The following is a 14,731-nucleotide window of genomic DNA, read 5'->3' on the forward strand; positions in this document are numbered from 1 at the left end:
CGTTCCCTGTCAGGATTGTGAAGGTTCAGAAAAAATTTTATCCAGCAGCGCCTGCGAGTCTTCATAGCTGCAGTTCTCATCAATGGGCTGCTGAAGAAAAGCCTCAAGCTGTGGGTAGAGGGCAATCGCTTTATCCAGCAGAGGATCGCTCCCGGCCGCATAGGCTCCCACGCTAATCAGATCGCGGTTACGCTGAAAAGAGGAGAGCAGTTGCTTAAAGGTCTGCACTTTCCTGTAATGCTCTTTGGCGATAAGCTCGGTCATCGCACGGCTTATCGATGCTTCGATATCAATCGCCGGATAGTGACCGGCCTCCGCCAGACGACGCGATAGCACGATATGGCCGTCAAGAATCGCCCGCGCCGAATCGGCAATTGGATCTTGCTGATCGTCGCCTTCCGTCAGAACGGTATAAAAAGCCGTTATCGAGCCCCCGCCCTTTACCCCATTTCCGGCGCGCTCTACCAGCGCGGGGAGTTTCGCAAATACCGAAGGCGGATAGCCTTTCGTTGCCGGAGGTTCGCCGATGGCCAGCGCGATTTCACGCTGTGCCATGGCGTAACGGGTCAGTGAATCCATAATCAGCAGCACGTTCATGCCGCGTTCACGAAAATCTTCGGCGATGCGGGTGGCATAGACCGCGCCCTGCATGCGCAGTATCGGCGAAACGTCTGCCGGGGCGGCGATAACTACCGAGCGGCGCAGCCCCTCTTTACCGAGAATATTTTCGATAAAGTCTTTCACTTCGCGTCCGCGCTCGCCGATAAGCCCCACCACAATCACATCTGCTCTGGTGTAGCGGGCCATCATGCCCAGCAGTACGCTTTTGCCTACCCCGGAGCCGGCAAACAACCCCATACGCTGGCCGCGCCCAACGGTCAGCAACCCGTTGATTGCGCGCACGCCGACGTCAAGAACGTTCTTAATCGGATCGCGTAACAGAGGGTTAAAGGGCGCGGTAAATAAGGTGTCCTGCTCACGGCGGCACGGAGCGGGCAAACCGTCCAGCGGGCGGGCGCTGGCATCCAGCACGCGCCCCAGCAGCTCCGGCCCCAGCGGCAACTGCTTGCCCTGGGTCAGGCCGGGACCGCTTTCAAAAGCGTAAACGCGCGCGCCGGGTAAAACGCCGTCAACGTTTTCAAGCGGCATCAAATAGAGGATCTGACCATTAAAACCCACCACTTCGCTTTCGACTTTTGCAATGCCGTTGCCGGTGTCGCGCTCCACGATGCACAGCGTGCCGATAGGCAGCTTAAGCCCAACGGCCTCCATCACCAGGCCCGTGGCGCGCGTCAGCTTTCCGTAATGGCGAAAAGGCGGGAGCGCGGCATATTTCTGCTCCTGGCTTTCAATGGCGTCCAGCCAGTTTTTCAGGCGCGTGGTCATGAGCTGTAGTCTTCCCGGCTCAGGTGGCAAAGTTCTTCCCACCGGGTGCTCAGGGTCGCGTCAATTTCGCCTTCGGCGGAAGTGATACGGCAGCCGCCCGGCAGAATATCAACGTCAACAAGCAGCTCCCACCCCAGCGAAGCAAGCGTAGGGCTTAGCAGGTCGGCGACGACGGCCATATCCTCTTCGCTCACCCAAAGCTGAATATCCCCCTTCAGCAGCGCGTCCTCCCTGAGGAGCTGTTTAATTTTCTCGATCAGGATGGTGTTGTCATAAACGATGTTTTTCCCGATGATTGAGCGCGCCGCCGTCAAAGAAAGCTGTACCAGCCGCGATGGGATCACGCTGTCGAGATTGCCCAGCGCGACCTTAAACGCTTCGAACAGGTGGGCAATCTGCCCGGCAGTTTCATCCTGCAGGGCTTTGGCCTGCGCCAGCCCCTGCTCGACTCCCTCTTTTTTACCGAGCAGCACGCCTTCCTGATAACCCTGCTGCTTGCCTTCTTCCAGACCTCGCGCCTGGCCCTGAGCAAAACCCTTTTGCTCGGCCTGCTGGCGGATTCGTGAAAGCTCGGCCTGAAGCAGCTCATCAGACTGATAGTTTCCGGGGGTCGCCTCCGGCTCGGGGAACGTATGTCCCGTGCGGCTACTAAAATCAGCCAGCAGATCTTCCGGCTGCCAGCGACGCCATGCCAGGTCGTTATCAGACATAGACGTCCTCCCCGCCACCGAGCACCACTTCGCCGCTCTCTGCTAAGCGGCGCACCACCAGCAGAATGTTCTTCTGTTCGGCCTCCACCTGCGACATACGCACCGGGCCACGAGAGTTGAGATCTTCCACCATGATATCCGCCTGACGCTTGGACATATTGCGGAAGAACTTATCGCGCAGCGGCTGTTCCGATCCTTTCAGCGCAACGATCAGCGCCTCGTTGTCGATCTCCTGCAGAATACGCTGGATGCTGCGATCCTCTATCTCAATCAGGTTCTCGAACAGGAACATCTCATCGATGATTTTCTGCGCCAGCTCATGGTCAAATTCGCGCACCGCCGCAATAGCCGCATCTTCCTGCTGGGATTTCATCAGGTTGAGAATTTCAGCCGCCGGACGTACGCCTCCCATTTTGCTGCGCTTGAGGTTTTGACCGTGCAGCAGGTTGTTGAGCACTTCGGTCAGCTCCTGCAGCGCCGCCGGCTGTACGCCGCCGAATGTGGCAATACGCAGCATGATGTCGTTACGCTCGCGATCGTCGAATTTCGCCAGCACGTCGGCCGCCTGGTTGCGTTTCAGGTGCACCAGAATGGTGGCGATAATCTGCGGGTGCTCGTCGCGAATCAGATCATAAACCGTTACCGGCTCCATGAAGTTGAGCGTTTCAATGCCGTTGTTGCCGTCCTGGGTTTCCAGCAGATCTTCCAGCAGGCTTGACGCCCGCTCTTCGCCCAGCGCTTTCACCAGCACGCTGCGCAGGTATTCATTGGTATCGATATTGAGCGTCGCGACTTCGCTGGAATCCCGCTGAAACTCTTTAAGTACCTGGGAAAGCTGATCGTGACTAAACGCGCTCATGCTGACCATCGCCGAGCTGATGCGCGTCACCTCCTGGGTGGAGAGGTGCTTAAACACCTCGGCCGCCCGCTCGTCGCCGAGCGTCAGCATGACGACGGCGCTTTTCTCTGCGGCATTCATTTTCCGGTAAACTCCTTGTTCATCCATTGGCGCAGGACAAGCGCAATCACCTGCGGGCCGTTCTCCGCCATTTCACGCAGGTGCTGGGTGTTGAGTTCCACATCAATACGCGCCTGAGCCTTGGCCTTCGCAGACAGTTCGTTCTTACGTGACAGCTCGTCCAGCTCGGCCTGACGCGCCTCTTTCTCCAGTTCCAGCCGCTGCAACGCCAGCTCCTGATGACGCATCCAGGCCGGCTGTACGGCTTTGCGCCACAGCACCCATGCCACAATACCAACCAGCAGGTAACGGGCCGCGGCCAGCAACAGGTTGATGATTTCCGGCTGTTTCCACAGCGGCAGCATCTGGTCGTCATCCGCCGTGCTGAAGGCGGAGTTGACGATATTCAGGGTGTCGCCGCGCGCTTCAGAATAGCCAACCGCCTCTTTCACCAGCGCGGTTATCTGCTCCATCTGCTCTTTGGCTAAAGGCACCGGGTTGCCCTCTTTATCCAGCAAATGGTTTACCACCACCGCAACTGACAGGCGCTCGATACTGCCCGTGCTGCGCTTGATGTGCGTCAGCGTGCGGTCAAGCTCGTAGTTGGTCGTGGCGTCTTTGTTTGAGTTAAAGGGAATGGTTGTCACCGCATCGTTAGTTCCGGCGGCGGCGGGCTTATTAGCGTTCCCGCCGTTCCCCTGCGCCTGACTGGCCGTTCCCAAAGTCTGGGTTAACGGCGCCGTGGCAGGCGTAGGCGGTTGATTACTCAGCGCCCCCGGCACGCCGCCGTTAATATTTTTGCCTCCCTGCTCGGAGTCGCTGGTCTGACGGCTGCGGATAGCCATTTTTTCCGGCGCTGAGTTGGGCTGGAACTGTTCAGCCGTCTGTTCGTGGGTTGTAAAATCAATCTGCGCCGTTACCTGCGCACGCACGTTCTGACTGCCGACGATGGGCGCAAGGATGGACTGAATGCGGCGCTGAAAATCGGCCTCCACTTCGCTGGTATATTTTAAGCGCGAGGTTTGCTGCGACTGGCCGCCGTGCTGCGACAGCAGGCGACCCGTCTGATCCACAATAGTCACCAGATCGGCATTCAGGCCGGGAACGGCGCTGGAAATTAACCAGGAAATCGCACTCACCTGGCTTGCGTCCATAGTGCGGCCATTATCCAGATGCACCGTCACAGAGGCCGATGGCTGTTTTTCATCGCGAACAAACAGCGAGGGTTTTGGTATGGCAAGGTGCACGCGAGCGCTGCGCACCGAGCCTAAAGTTTCAATAGTGCGCGACAGCTCCCCTTCCAGCGCGCGCTGATAGTTAACCTGCTCGCTGAACTGGCTGATACCAAATTTTTCCTGGTCCAGCAGCTCAAAGCCTACGGCTCCGCCTTTGGGCAGCCCCATCTGCGCAAGCTTAAGACGCGCTTCATAGATCTGATCCGCCGGCACCATAATCGCACCGCCGCGCTCGTCAAAGCGATAGGGCACATTCATCTGCGCCAGCTGGGCGACAATGGCCCCGCCGTCCTGATCGCTGATGTTGCTGTACAGTACGCGATAGCTCGGTGACTGAGCCCAGAGCGCAAGCGCGACGATAAGCGAAATGGCAGCCGCGGCAGAGACAATCAGAGCAATTTTGGGATTAGCACGAATACGCTCAAAGGCTGCTATCAGAGTTGTTGTATTGTTGTTTTTAATACCGTTTGTGGTGGCATTCATGCCGTAGTCCTGTAAAAAATAAATGACGCAATGTGTACGCAATATTGCGAATCAGCACTCCGGTAAGAGATTCAAACAAAACACAGCGGGCGATCCTTCATTCCCGCTGGATGTCAGTCGCGTATTATGTGTCATGTAAGATTTTTCTTAAGCGCCAATGAGCTGAAATTTCTGTCAGCTTATTGCGTTATCCTGAAAACCTTGCGCCGTGTTAAACTTTCCTTAATAAAAGGCAACCTAAGCTGAATAACCAGGGTTTATTAGCGATAATTAACAGGAACGATTAATGGCTATTCCATCAATGAACGGCGTGCTGGAACAAATTCAGTTTCAGGCAAGACAGGTTACCGGCTTATCAAACGGCAATGTGCTGGCGGATAAACAAAATGGTACCGATTCCGTTTCGTTTTCTTCACTGTTATTTAACAGTATAAACGGCATTAGCCAGATGCAAACGGCAGCAAGATCCCAGGCGCAGGATTACATGACGGGCGCCTCAGACATTGGTCTGAACGATGTCATGGTCTCATTGCAAAAGTCTTCTGTGGCGCTGAATATGGGAATACAGGTACGCAATAAAATGGTCAGCGCCTACCAGGAAATCATGAATATGCCGGTATAAATCCGCTTTTATAGTTTATCCCTGAGCCATTATCGAACGGCTTTTAAAATAATTAATATTTATTTGTTAAAGATATTAAGCGTATTTTTAAAAATCAGGCTCCGGGCAGGTATGCCATTGTAATCAATTCTATACGTCGCAAGGATGTTATTTATGAGTATGGAGAGCGACGTTCATTTAATGAACAACACAGCTATTCGCATTCAAACCGGGATCTCAGATAAAGAGCTGGAAAAGGTTAGCCAGCTAATTTATCAACGTGCAGGTATTGTGTTAAGCAGCCAGAAACGCGATATGGTTTATAACCGCCTGTCCCGACGCTTACGTGAATTAAAATTAACGCATTTCAGTGATTATTTAACTCGTCTGGAATCGAACCCCAACAGCGGTGAATGGCAGGCATTTATTAACGCCCTAACCACCAACCTGACTTCGTTTTTCCGGGAGGCTTACCATTTCCCCATTCTTGCTGAACATGCGCGCGAGCGCAGGGGGAACGGCAATTATAAAGTCTGGTGTACCGCCTCTTCTACCGGGGAAGAACCTTATTCTATCGCTATCACTTTAGATGAGGCGCTGGGCCGCAGCACGCTTAACCCGCGTATCTGGGCGTCGGATATCGATACCGAAGTGCTGGCCAAAGCAGCGGCTGGCGTCTATCGGCTGGCCGATCTCGACAACCTGAGCGCTGAGCAAAAGAAGACGCACTTTCTGCGCGGCACCGGGGAGCAGCAGGCCCTCGTCAAAGTCAGAAAAGAGCTGCTCGATACCATTCATTATCAGCAACTCAATCTTCTGGATCCGCAGTGGGATATTCCGGCGCCGTTCGACGCTATCTTCTGCCGCAATGTGATGATTTATTTTGATCAAAAAACCCAGGAATACCTGCTGAAACGCTTTGCCAGAATGCTGAAACCCGGCGGTATTTTATTCGTCGGGCATTCTGAACACTTTGGCACGACAAACGGCGCTTTTCGCCTCCGCGGCCAGTCGGTGTACGCCCTGACACAGGATAAATAATGCACAAGATTAAAGTCCTCTGCGTTGACGATTCGGCGCTTATCCGCAATATCATGAGCGACATTGTCAATCAGCAGCCCGATATGGAAATGGTCGCCGTCGCGCCGGATCCGATTATCGCCCGTGATTTGGTTAAACGCTTTAACCCGGACGTGCTTACGCTCGATGTCGAAATGCCGCGCATGGACGGGCTGGATTTTCTTGAGCGCCTGATGCGCCTGCGCCCTATGCCGGTCATTATGATCTCCTCCCTGACCGGTAAAGGCTCTGAAATTACGCTTAGCGCGCTGGAGATGGGCGCGGTGGACTTTGTTACCAAGCCGCAGATGGGGCTGAAAGAGGGCATGGTGCAGTACAGCGAGCTGATTGCCGAGAAGATCCGTATTGCTTCAAAGGCGCAGGTCTGCCGTCGCGATAGCCACAAGGTTCTGCCAAAAATCATCTCCAGCCCGCTGGTAGGCAGCGAAAAAATCTTCGCCATCGGCTCGTCAACCGGCGGCACCGAGGCCCTGCGCCAGGTGCTAACGCCGCTGCCCCGGACCTGCCCCGGCGTCGTCATCGCCCAGCATATGCCCCCGGGCTTTACCCGCTCCTTTGCCGAACGGCTCGACAAGATTTGTGAAATCGCGGTGAAAGAAGCCGAAGACGGCGACCGCGTGCTGCCCGGCCATGCCTATATCGCGCCCGGCGCCGTGCATATGGAGCTCGTGCGCAGCGGGGCTAACTATCACGTGAAGCTTAACGATAACCCACCGGTTAATCGCCATCGTCCCTCGGTAGACGTGCTTTTCAAATCGGTGGCGTCCTGCGCGGGCAAGAACGCCGTGGGCGCGATCCTGACCGGCATGGGCAACGACGGCGCGCATGGCCTGCTGGACATGCGCAAAGCGGGCGCTCATACCCTCGCGCAAAGCGAAAAATCCTGCGTGGTGTTCGGGATGCCAAAAGAAGCTATTGGCCTTGGCGCCGCCGTGGAAGTTGTCGATCTCTGCGATATGACACAGCACATGTTAAACAGCGTAACCGGCCAGGCACGGCGAATTTAACTCAACATATTTACTCAGCTCTCCCCGCGGGGAGATTAAACCTCTCAGGAATTAACATGGCAGATAAAAACTTGCGTTTTTTAGTCGTCGACGACTTCGCTACCATGCGCCGTATCGTGCGTAACCTTTTAAAAGATCTGGACTTTAACAACGTTGAGGAAGCTGAAGACGGCCATGATGCCCTCACCCGTCTGCGCGAGTCATCCTTCGATTTTGTGATAACCGACTGGAACATGCCCAATATGGACGGCCTCGAACTGCTGACCGCCATCCGTAAGGATGCGGCGCTTGGCAAGCTGCCGGTGCTGATGGTGACGGCGGAAGCGAAGAAAGAAAATATTATCGCCGCCGCTCAGGCCGGCGCCAGCGGGTATGTGGTTAAGCCTTTCACCGCAGCGACGCTGGAAGAAAAACTCAACAAAGTCTTTGAAAAGCTGGGGTGGTAACGCATGGATAACCAAACAAATCACCCGCAGGCGGATATTTTCTCGCGCATTGGCCAGCTGACGCGTCTGCTGCACGACAGCATGAACAACCTCGGCCTCGATCGCGTCATCATCGATGCGGCTGAAGCCATTCCTGACGCCCGCGACCGGCTCTCTTATGTCGTGGCGAAAACGTCACAGGCGGCGGACTGCGCCTTAACCTGCGTGGAAGTTGCCCGGCCGCTGCAGGACTCGCTTAGCAACCAGTCCACGGCGCTGGGCAAGCGCTGGGACGAATGGTTCGCCAGTCCCGTCGAGCTGCCGATTGCCAAAGAGCTGGTCGCAGATACCCGCCAGTTTCTGCACGATACGCCGGCAATTGCCGGTCAGACCAAAGAGCAGCTTATGCAGATCATGATGGCGCAGGATTTCCAGGATCTGACCGGCCAGGTTATCCAGCGCATGATGGTGCTTATCGAGAATATCGAGAAAGAGCTGATTCATGTCCTGCTCGATAATCTGCCAGAAGAAACTGCGCCAAAGCTGATGGCTGAAGAGACGCTGAAAAACGGTCCGCAAATCGATCAAAACGTCGCAGGCGTTGTCGCCACGCAAGGTCAGGTCGATGATTTACTTGAAAGTATGGGCTTTTAATTTTCCTGCGGCATTTTTGCCGGCGGGCTGTGCTGGCGCGGTTCTCCGCCTGCTCTTAAAGGCGTTGTCGTTCCGCCCTTCGCCGCAGCCTTGTTACACCCGCAATATGATTAAAGCCGATGTCTGAAGAAAGCGATGTAGAAAAAACAGAGGAACCCACGCCCCAACGACGAGAGAAAGCGCGGGAAGAGGGACAAATTCCTCGCTCCAAAGAGCTGACATCGTTGCTGATGCTGCTGGTCGGCTGGAGCCTGATTCTGTTCGGTGGGGATGTGGTGGCCCGCAAGCTGGCGATGCTGCTGCAAAGCGGGCTAAGCTTCGATCGGATGATGGTGCTCGATCCTGGCTCAATGATCCGTCAGCTTCGCCAACTGCTGCTGATGGCGGCGTCGTCGGTACTGCCGATCCTGCTGGGGCTGTTTCTGACCGGCATCTGCGCCTCTGCGCTGCTGGGAGGCGTGCAGCTCGGCGGCAAGTCGTTCAAATTTGATATGAAAAAGATAAATCCTCTGCCCGGACTTAAGCGTATGGTTTCCGGTCAGATGGTTTCTGAGCTGGTGAAAGGCATCCTGAAAGTGGTGCTCGTAGGGAGCGCAGGGGCGCTGTTTATCTACCATAACAAAACGCGTTTTATCTCGCTCGGCCAGGGCTCGCTGGCCGACGGCCTGGCCGATTCGCGCTACCTCATTTCCCAGTGCCTGCTGATGGTGATCCTCGCGCTGATCCCGATGGTAGGTTACGACGTGTTTTATCAGATCTTCAGCAACCTGAAGAAGCTGCGCATGAGCCGCCAGGAAATCCGCGATGAATTTAAACAAAGCGAAGGCGACCCGCATATTAAGAACCGCATCAAACAGCTACAGCGTGCCGCCGCACGCCAGCGCATGATGTCCGACGTACCGGACGCCGATGTGATTGTGAATAACCCGACCCACTACTCCATTGCCCTCAGTTACAAAGAAGGCGGCCATACCGCCCCCATCGTGCTGGCTAAGGGCGCGGGGGAAATGGCGCTGCGCATTCGAACAGAGGCGCAAAAGCATGCCATCCCTATGCTTGAAGCGCCGCCGCTTGCGCGTGCGCTCTATCGCCACTGCGAAATTGGGCAACCTATCCCTACCGAACTGTACAGCGCCGTTGCCGAAGTCCTTGCCTGGGTTTATGGCTTAAGACGCTGGCGGCTGGGCGGCGGCATTGCGCCTAAAAAACCTGAGAACCTTCCCGTGCCTGCTGCACTGGATTTTGCACAAGAGAGTCATGAGTGATGGCAAACTACGCCACCAAATTACGTTTACCCGCGATGAAAGAGACGCAGTGGAAAATACTGGCCGGGCCGATATTAATCATGCTGATTCTGGCGATGATGATATTGCCCCTGCCCGCGTTTCTGCTTGATTTACTGTTCACCTTTAATATCGTCCTTTCCCTGATGATCTTAATGGTGGCCATGTTCACCCAAAAGACGCTCGATTTCTCCGCATTCCCTACGGTGCTGCTGTTTTCAACGCTGCTGCGCCTCGCGCTGAATATCGCCTCGACGCGCATCATCCTGATGGACGGGCACACGGGAGCCGCCGCTGCGGGTCGCGTCGTTGAGGCGTTTGGGCACTTCCTGGTTGGGGGGAATTTTGCGATTGGCATCGTGGTGTTCGCCATCCTCATCATTATTAACTTTATGGTTATCACTAAAGGTGCTGGCCGTATCGCAGAGGTTGGCGCGCGCTTTGTGCTGGACGGTATGCCGGGCAAACAGATGGCGATCGATGCCGATCTGAACGCGGGCCTGATTGGCGAAGAAGAGGCCAAGCGTCGCCGTAACGAAGTGACCCAGGAGTCCGACTTCTACGGCTCGATGGATGGCGCCAGCAAGTTTGTGCGCGGGGATGCCATTGCCGGCCTGCTGATCATGGCGGTGAACGTCATCGGCGGCCTGATGATCGGCATTCTGCAGCACGATCTTTCCTTTGGCACCGCCGCCGAAACCTACACCATACTGACTATTGGTGACGGCCTGGTTGCCCAAATTCCGGCGCTGATCATCTCGACCGCGGCCGGCGTTATCGTTACCCGGGTTGCCACCGAGCAGGATGTGGGCGAGCAGATGGTAAGCCAGCTGTTCAGCAACCCACGCGTGCTGGTGCTTTCGGCCGCGATAATCGGCCTGCTGGGCACGATCCCCGGCATGCCGAACTTTGTTTTTCTGCTGTTTACCGTCTCGCTGCTGGGTATTGCCTGGTGGCTGCGCGGCAAAGAGATGGAAAACCAGACGGCGGGCGGCACCCGGAGCAAAGAGGGCAGAGAGGCGGCCAAAGCCCAGGCCGACGCCGTTCAGGTGTCCGAGGCTTCCTGGGCCGACGTTCAGCATGAAGATGTGCTGGGCCTCGAAGTCGGCTACCGGTTAATTCCGATGGTGGACAGCGAGCAAAGCGGCGAGTTGCTCACGCGCGTGCGCGGCATCCGTAAAAAATTCGCCCAGGAGATGGGTTTTCTGCCGCCGTCGGTGCATATCCGCGACAACCTCGATCTGCCGCCGACCCGCTATCGCATTTTGCTTAAGGGCGTCGAAATCGGCAGCGGCGAAACGATGCCGGAACGCTGGATGGCTATCGATCCTGGCTGTGCCGAAGGCGAACTGCCCGGCACGCCTTGTCAGGAACCGGCGTTTGGCCTGCCCGCGATATGGATCGATGAAGTGCTGCGAGAACAGGCGCAGATCATGGGCTACACGGTGGTGGATCCAAGCTCGGTCATTGCGACCCACCTTAACCACCTGATCGCCACACACACCGACGAGCTGTTTGGCCGTCAGGAAACGCAGCAGCTGCTCGATCGCCTTAACAAAGAAATGCCGAAGCTGGTAGAAGATCTGATCCCGGGCGTTATCTCCCTGACCACTTTCCATAAGGTGCTGCAAAACCTGCTGGCGGAGAGGATTTCAATTCGCGATATGCGCACCATTGTTGACACGCTGGCTGAATATGCGGCGGTACAAACCGATCCCGATGAGCTGACGGCGCACACGCGCATCCGTTTAGGCCGTGCCATCACGCAGCAGTGGTTCCCGGGCAACGACGATATTCGCGTGATTGGTATGGATATGAATCTGGAAAGGTTAATGATCCAGGCAAGCCAGAACGGCAGCGCTATTGAACCCGGCATTGCCGAGAACCTTATGCGGCAGACTGAAAAAGCGCTGGCGCAGCAGGAAGCCCTCGGCGCGCCGCCGGTGCTGCTGGTAAACCAGCCCCTGCGTATGATGCTTTCACGCTTCCTGCGCCGCGTCTATCCGCAGCTTGCCGTGCTGTCGAATCTGGAAATCAGCAATAACCGTACGGTACGCATGACCTCCATCGTTGGAGGACAAGAATGAAACTCGCAAAGTTAATAATGCTGGTCGCGCTTTTTACCCCGCTTGCGGCTGGCGCTGCCGGCGGCGCCTGGCACCAGAAAACGGCGGGCGTTGTGATAAGCGTGGGGAAACAGACGATGGCGGGCGCGGCGTTGAGCGCCCCGGCAGATCTGCCCGCCTCGGCGCAGGCCAGCCTTTTAGCCTGGAGAATCACGCTACTCACTCCGCCTCCCCGGGGGCTGGAGATGAAACTTTGCAGCGCGACAACCTGCATTAAGCTTGAGCGTCTGAGCGGGCAAAAAAAACTCACCGCCCCGCTTTCAGCGCGCGGCCCGTTTCGCTTTGTTTATTCCGTAGCAGGCCGGGGACAGCTTATTCCCGCCTTGCACGTGGTCAGCAATGAGTTAACGGTAAATTATCGCCAGGCCGCACAAAGGCCCGGCTTTTAGCCCGCGTAATAGCGTTATTGAAGAGCCGTGGTAAAGCCTGAAGAATAGGCCTGGCTGCATTTTTTTCCGCGATTGAGCGATGAGATATCCATCTTTAACACATCAAGGCGCTGTTTCAGGTTTTTTGTTATTTCGGCCTCATTCTCAATCAGCTTTTTTACCAGGGTGCGAATCTCTTCCTGCTCGCCTGACGTGAGCATCGCAGCGTGATTATTAATGACCTTCTGCAGCGTAACGACATAATTCTCCGCCAGCTCGATAAAGCCTTGCCATTCACCCAGACGTGCCATCTCAAGCAGGTTTAAATTTAACTGATAAACGATTTCATAATCGGTAGTAAGCGCTTTAGTCATGTTTTACCTGCTTTAGCTGAGGATCGATCTCCTTCCATGTGTTGGCGAGGTTCATCAGCAATTCATCCACATGCGTAAGCTGCTGCGGATTATTTTGCAGATTGCATTCCAGCAGGGTGCGGGACATATAGTCATAGAGCATATCCATTTGCTGGGCGATCTCTTGGCCTTTTTTATGATCGAGAGAGGCGCGAAGCCCGTTATCAATAATATTGATGGCTTTGGAAATCATCTCTCCGCGCCGGGCTATATTGCCGTTTTCGAAATGAATCTTCGCGCGTAAAATCGCATTATGCGCGCCGTCAAACAGCATGGTAATAAGCTGATGCGGGGTTGCCCCCGCCAGTTGACTCTGTAAATCAACCTGAGCATAGGCCTGGATGCCTCGACTCCCGTACATAATAAGCTCCATAGTGAAGGGACAGAAGATGTCGACGCTCCTGTCCGGGAATTAAAAGATCGAATAATGATGGCGCTTACAAGGTCGCGAGTATGGCAGCGAGCTGCGAACTCATGCTGTTCAGCTTAGACATAGTGGTATCAAGGTTCTGAAACTGCACGCGATAGCGCTCGACGTTGGCATCAATTAAACGCTGCGTTTTATCAATCTGCTCCTGCATTTGATCGGCCTGCGCGGTCAGCCCTGTCGTAGAGGTTTTGATGATGCCGTCCGTTTTCTTGTCGGCGTCGCCTACGTATAGGGTAATAATGTCGCCAAGCGCGCCGGCCAGTCCGGGTTTGTCGCCGCTGCCGGTAAACATTGTGGCGATGTTATTCGGATTATCGGCAATCGCTTCATCAAGCTTTTTCTCATCCAGCGTCATCTGCCCCGTTGCGGCATCAATCTTTATACCGAGATCGGCAAGCGAGGCGTAGTCGGCCCCCGCTTCGCCATAAACGCCGTTCACCGTTGAACGCACCTCGCCCACCAGCCCACGCAGCGTGGAGTCACCCATAAGAGCGCCATTCTGTGAGTTTTGCGTAGCGACATCGGCATCGGTTAACTTTGAGGAATCATAAGGAACATACTTGCTTAAATTCGAAGTGGTGTTCAGTAACGCGTTGTATTGTTTTACAAAATCTTGCAGCGTGCTTTTAATCGCCTCGGTATTTTGCGTCAGCGTAAGCTGTTCTGATTTTTCATCTTCTGACGGCGCTTTTAGCGTCAGCGTGATGCCGTCAAGAATATCGGTAATGTTGTTGCTTGAGCGGGTATATTCGCTGCCATCTACGATAAGCCTGGCGTCCTCCGCCGCAGAGACCTCCTGCAGATTGTCGCTGTTAAGCACGGCGTCCAGCGTGTCATCTCCTTGCACGCTGACGGTCATTTTCCCGTCCGTCCCTGAGGTTTTGGCGCTAAACACCAGCTGGTAACCGTCGTCGGTGCGCTGCACGGTAGCAGACACATCGCCTTTCGCCCCGTTAACCGCTTTGGCAATCTGGCTCAGCGAGGTTTCATCATCCTTAAGCACTACCTCCATCTTGCTGCCGTCTTGTTGGGTGATGGTCAGGGTACGCTCTCCCCCTTCGGCCGCAGAGCCCAACTGTTTGTTCTGATCGTCAAAGCTGTTGTCGGTTCTTAACTTATGCGAGGTGGCAAGCGAAAGCACGGTAACGGAGTGGGTATCAGCCCGGGCTGCCGATGACGCCGTCGCGGTAAAAGCCTTATTGCTGCTTACCGTTAAAGTGTTAAATGCGTCACCGGTAAGTTTTTTTACCGTATCCTGCAGGCCTGAAAGCCCGCTGGAGACCTGGCCCCATGCCGATACTTTAGCCTTGTAGCTGCTTTGCAGCGCGGTGTAGGGTGACAAACGTGTCTGTTCGCCAGCTTTAATCTGCGCCAGCATAGTCGCCGTATCCAGCCCTGACCCGATACCCAAAGATGATATAGAAGCCATGTAATTCTCCTTTATGGCAAGCGTTTTATTCTTTATTGTTCATTATTATTAAATCGGTATTTACGCGACAAAGTTTAATTTTTTATCGGCAGTTGGGCAACGTTCCGAAGGCCCATAAAACATTCCCTTTGCCTGTTCGATGA

The 14,731-nt window shown here is 55.1% G+C and carries 15 protein-coding genes; 8 read left to right on the forward strand and 7 right to left on the reverse strand.

Features of this window, described 5'->3' with window-relative positions; genetic code table 11:
- Positions 1–9: 9 nt before the first annotated feature.
- Genes fliI through fliF form a run of 4 tightly spaced genes read right to left on the reverse strand, consistent with a single transcriptional unit; the run spans position 10 to position 4,772 of the window.
- Positions 10–1,386 (reverse strand): flagellar protein export ATPase FliI, encoded by a 1,377-nt coding sequence (fliI, locus tag WLO31_RS16520; protein ID WP_435927714.1) that lies wholly within the window; start codon positions 1,384–1,386, stop codon positions 10–12.
- The gene (locus WLO31_RS16525; protein WP_435927715.1) at positions 1,383–2,096 is read right to left on the reverse strand and encodes a flagellar assembly protein FliH; all 714 of its coding nucleotides are present in this window, start codon (positions 2,094–2,096) and stop codon (positions 1,383–1,385) included. Before WLO31_RS16525 ends, fliI begins: the two co-directional genes overlap by 4 nt.
- On the reverse strand, positions 2,089–3,075 hold the full coding sequence (gene fliG / locus WLO31_RS16530; protein ID WP_435927716.1) for a flagellar motor switch protein FliG: 987 nt from the start codon (positions 3,073–3,075) through the stop codon (positions 2,089–2,091). Before fliG ends, WLO31_RS16525 begins: the two co-directional genes overlap by 8 nt.
- A complete protein-coding gene (gene fliF / locus WLO31_RS16535; protein WP_435927717.1) occupies positions 3,072–4,772 on the reverse strand; it encodes a flagellar basal-body MS-ring/collar protein FliF in 1,701 nt (566 codons plus the stop codon). Before fliF ends, fliG begins: the two co-directional genes overlap by 4 nt.
- A 286-nt stretch (positions 4,773–5,058) precedes the next feature.
- Here fliF and fliE point away from each other — a divergent pair, with 286 nt between their 5' ends.
- From fliE to WLO31_RS16575, 8 genes are all read left to right on the forward strand, one after another.
- Entirely contained in the window at positions 5,059–5,394 is a 336-nt protein-coding gene (gene fliE / locus WLO31_RS16540) for a flagellar hook-basal body complex protein FliE (RefSeq protein WP_435927718.1), read from the forward strand.
- 159 nt (positions 5,395–5,553) lie between these two features.
- Positions 5,554–6,414, forward strand: coding sequence for a CheR family methyltransferase (locus tag WLO31_RS16545; protein WP_435930645.1), 861 nt, complete (start codon positions 5,554–5,556; stop codon positions 6,412–6,414).
- Positions 6,414–7,460: a protein-glutamate methylesterase/protein-glutamine glutaminase gene (locus WLO31_RS16550; protein WP_435927719.1), complete on the forward strand. Its 1,047-nt coding sequence runs from the start codon at positions 6,414–6,416 to the stop codon at positions 7,458–7,460. Before WLO31_RS16545 ends, WLO31_RS16550 begins: the two co-directional genes overlap by 1 nt.
- 56 nt (positions 7,461–7,516) lie before the next feature.
- Complete coding sequence (gene cheY, locus WLO31_RS16555) at positions 7,517–7,906, forward strand: chemotaxis response regulator CheY (RefSeq protein ID WP_435927720.1); 390 nt, start codon at positions 7,517–7,519, stop codon at positions 7,904–7,906.
- A 3-nt stretch (positions 7,907–7,909) separates the two neighbouring features.
- Entirely contained in the window at positions 7,910–8,539 is a 630-nt protein-coding gene (gene cheZ, locus WLO31_RS16560) for a protein phosphatase CheZ (RefSeq protein WP_435927721.1), read from the forward strand.
- 119 nt (positions 8,540–8,658) lie between these two features.
- On the forward strand, positions 8,659–9,804 hold the full coding sequence (gene flhB, locus WLO31_RS16565) for a flagellar biosynthesis protein FlhB (protein ID WP_435927722.1): 1,146 nt from the start codon (positions 8,659–8,661) through the stop codon (positions 9,802–9,804).
- Positions 9,804–11,909 (forward strand): flagellar biosynthesis protein FlhA, encoded by a 2,106-nt coding sequence (flhA, locus tag WLO31_RS16570; protein WP_435927723.1) that lies wholly within the window; start codon positions 9,804–9,806, stop codon positions 11,907–11,909. The genes flhB and flhA overlap by 1 nt, the downstream gene beginning before the upstream one ends.
- Positions 11,906–12,337 (forward strand): flagellar protein FlhE, encoded by a 432-nt coding sequence (locus tag WLO31_RS16575; protein WP_435927724.1) that lies wholly within the window; start codon positions 11,906–11,908, stop codon positions 12,335–12,337. The genes flhA and WLO31_RS16575 overlap by 4 nt, the downstream gene beginning before the upstream one ends.
- Before the next feature lie 14 nt (positions 12,338–12,351).
- On the opposite strand, the gene WLO31_RS16580 is transcribed toward WLO31_RS16575, so the two are convergent.
- The 3 genes from WLO31_RS16580 to fliD all read right to left on the reverse strand — a co-directional run bounded on the left by WLO31_RS16580 (position 12,352) and on the right by fliD (position 14,588).
- The gene (locus WLO31_RS16580; RefSeq protein ID WP_435927725.1) at positions 12,352–12,690 is read right to left on the reverse strand and encodes a flagellar protein FliT; all 339 of its coding nucleotides are present in this window, start codon (positions 12,688–12,690) and stop codon (positions 12,352–12,354) included.
- Positions 12,683–13,090: a flagellar export chaperone FliS gene (fliS, locus tag WLO31_RS16585; RefSeq protein WP_435927727.1), complete on the reverse strand. Its 408-nt coding sequence runs from the start codon at positions 13,088–13,090 to the stop codon at positions 12,683–12,685. The genes WLO31_RS16580 and fliS overlap by 8 nt, the downstream gene beginning before the upstream one ends.
- A gap of 76 nt (positions 13,091–13,166) precedes the next feature.
- Positions 13,167–14,588: a flagellar filament capping protein FliD gene (fliD, locus tag WLO31_RS16590; protein ID WP_435927728.1), complete on the reverse strand. Its 1,422-nt coding sequence runs from the start codon at positions 14,586–14,588 to the stop codon at positions 13,167–13,169.
- Positions 14,589–14,731: the final 143 nt, after the last annotated feature.

Source organism: Dryocola sharpae, from assembly GCF_051307055.1.
In the GTDB taxonomy this organism is placed as follows: domain Bacteria; phylum Pseudomonadota; class Gammaproteobacteria; order Enterobacterales; family Enterobacteriaceae; genus Dryocola.

Bases quoted from the DNA above. Each gene is read 5' to 3' on its own strand.
- fliI (WP_435927714.1), bottom strand. From the start codon at position 1,386: ATGACCACGCGCCTGAAAAACTGGCTGGACGCCATTGAAAGCCAGGAG.
- WLO31_RS16525 (WP_435927715.1), bottom strand. From the start codon at position 2,096: ATGTCTGATAACGACCTGGCATGGCGTCGCTGGCAGCCGGAAGATCTG.
- fliG (WP_435927716.1), bottom strand. From the start codon at position 3,075: ATGAATGCCGCAGAGAAAAGCGCCGTCGTCATGCTGACGCTCGGCGAC.
- fliF (WP_435927717.1), bottom strand. From the start codon at position 4,772: ATGAATGCCACCACAAACGGTATTAAAAACAACAATACAACAACTCTG.
- fliE (WP_435927718.1), top strand. From the start codon at position 5,059: ATGGCTATTCCATCAATGAACGGCGTGCTGGAACAAATTCAGTTTCAG.
- WLO31_RS16545 (WP_435930645.1), top strand. From the start codon at position 5,554: ATGGAGAGCGACGTTCATTTAATGAACAACACAGCTATTCGCATTCAA.
- WLO31_RS16550 (WP_435927719.1), top strand. From the start codon at position 6,414: ATGCACAAGATTAAAGTCCTCTGCGTTGACGATTCGGCGCTTATCCGC.
- cheY (WP_435927720.1), top strand. From the start codon at position 7,517: ATGGCAGATAAAAACTTGCGTTTTTTAGTCGTCGACGACTTCGCTACC.
- cheZ (WP_435927721.1), top strand. From the start codon at position 7,910: ATGGATAACCAAACAAATCACCCGCAGGCGGATATTTTCTCGCGCATT.
- flhB (WP_435927722.1), top strand. From the start codon at position 8,659: ATGTCTGAAGAAAGCGATGTAGAAAAAACAGAGGAACCCACGCCCCAA.
- flhA (WP_435927723.1), top strand. From the start codon at position 9,804: ATGGCAAACTACGCCACCAAATTACGTTTACCCGCGATGAAAGAGACG.
- WLO31_RS16575 (WP_435927724.1), top strand. From the start codon at position 11,906: ATGAAACTCGCAAAGTTAATAATGCTGGTCGCGCTTTTTACCCCGCTT.
- WLO31_RS16580 (WP_435927725.1), bottom strand. From the start codon at position 12,690: ATGACTAAAGCGCTTACTACCGATTATGAAATCGTTTATCAGTTAAAT.
- fliS (WP_435927727.1), bottom strand. From the start codon at position 13,090: ATGTACGGGAGTCGAGGCATCCAGGCCTATGCTCAGGTTGATTTACAG.
- fliD (WP_435927728.1), bottom strand. From the start codon at position 14,588: ATGGCTTCTATATCATCTTTGGGTATCGGGTCAGGGCTGGATACGGCG.